Origin of the sequence: Streptomyces viridosporus, from assembly GCF_002078235.1 — a bacterium.
Classification (GTDB): Bacteria; Actinomycetota; Actinomycetes; order Streptomycetales; family Streptomycetaceae; genus Streptomyces; species Streptomyces viridosporus.
Genome location: NZ_MSGP01000713.1, coordinates 1 through 1,647, shown reverse-complemented (window position 1 = coordinate 1,647; position 1,647 = coordinate 1). Strand labels below are relative to the sequence as shown.

2 protein-coding genes are annotated in these 1,647 nt (G+C 76.2%); both read right to left on the bottom strand.

Annotated features, from left to right (window positions below; genetic code table 11):
- Positions 1 to 702 (bottom strand): aromatic amino acid lyase (locus tag B7L92_RS36320; protein WP_159461086.1); only part of this gene is annotated, 702 nt, incomplete at its 3' end.
- 108 nt (positions 703 to 810) lie between these two features.
- Positions 811 to 1,647 (bottom strand): GGDEF domain-containing protein (locus B7L92_RS36315; protein WP_081241431.1); only part of this gene is annotated, 837 nt, incomplete at its 5' end.

Below are 1,647 nucleotides of genomic sequence, written 5' to 3'. Positions count from 1 at the left end.
GGTGCCGAGCAGCGCCTCCAGGCTGAGGGCGGCCGTGACGTCGGCGGACCGGTAGAGGGTGTCCAGGTCGGCGAGGGCCATGACGAGCATGCCGAGCATGCCGTCGGTGCCGTTGAGGAGGGCGAGCCCCTCCTTCTCGCGCAGCTCGACGGGCCGGATGCCGTGCTCGGCGAGCAGGTCGCCGGCGGGCCGCACGCTCCCGTCGGGCCCTTCGGCGTCCCCCTCGCCCATCAGCGCGAGGGCGCAGTGGGACAGCGGGGCCAGGTCGCCCGAGCAGCCGAGGGAGCCGTACTCGTGCACGACCGGGGTGATCCCGGCGTTCAGCACCTCGGCCATGGTCCGCGCGACCTCGGGCCGGACCCCGGTGCGCCCGGAGCAGACGGTCTTCAGCCGCAGGAACATCAGGGCGCGGACGACCTCCCGCTCCACCCGCGGCCCCATCCCGGCGGCGTGCGAGCGGACGATGTTGCGCTGCAGCCGGCCGCGCAGCTCGGGGCTGATGTGCCGGGTGGCGAGGGCGCCGAAACCGGTGCTCACGCCGTACACGGGGTCCGGCTTGGCGGCCAGGGCGTCCACGATCCCGCGGGACGCGGCGAGGACGGCCACCGCCCGGGCGGACAGTTCGACGCGGGCACCGCCGCGCGCCACGGCGAGCACGTCGGACGCGGTCACCCCGGACGTCCCCACCACCACAGTGTGCATATCCATATTCAGGAGCGTACGCAGTGAATTCAACGATGTCACCACCGGGAACCCGGTCCGCCCCTTACCGACGCGTCACGCCCGCCGGAGCCGCGGCGGGGCGTGCGGTCACGGCGAGTGCCGCCCCCGGAACCGGCGCCGCTCCCCGTCCGCCCCCCGCGGCGGCTCGTCCGCGAGCCGCACGACGGGATCGTCGAGGCCCTCCCGTCCGGCGACGACGGGACGGTCGGACCGGTCGGCCTTGGCCCGGTACTGCGCCGCGTCGGCCAGCCGGAACAGCCGCCGGGCGGAGTGCACCGGCCCGACGGGGTCCTCGGTGGACGCCACCCCGCAGGCGACGCCGTCGCCGATCCCGAGGTCGACGGCCCGGCGGCACACCTCGTCGGCCGCCTTGACCACCTCGTCGGCGGACGGCCCCACGGACAGCAGGCAGAACTCGTCGCCGCCGAGCCGCGCCGCCAGGGCCCCCGGCAGCATCGCCCCGCACAGCGACAGCACGCTCCCGAACCGCTCCAGCAGCCGGTCCCCGACCGCGTGCCCGAGGGTGTCGTTGACCTTCTTCAGCCCGTTGACGTCACACACCACGAGACTGACGACGGCCCCGTCCCGGCGGTGCCGCTCGATCGCCTCGTCGAGCCGCGCGTCCACGGCCCGGCGGTTGGCCAGCCCGGTCAGCGCGTCCGTGAACGCCAGTCGGCGGGCCTCCTCCAGCCGCTCGGTCTGCGCGATCCCGGCGGCGACGACGGCGGCCAGGACGGTGGCGAAGTCGGCGTCGCCCCGCCCGAAGACGGGCACGCCCACCGGCCGGGCCACATACAGCTCCCCCCACGCCCGCCCGTGCAGCACGATCGGAGCGACCACGCAGCACCCCCGCCCGCGCCGCCGCAGCGCCGCCACCCGCTGGTGGCAGTAGCCCGGCCGTCCCTCCGCCGGCCCCTCGGCCGC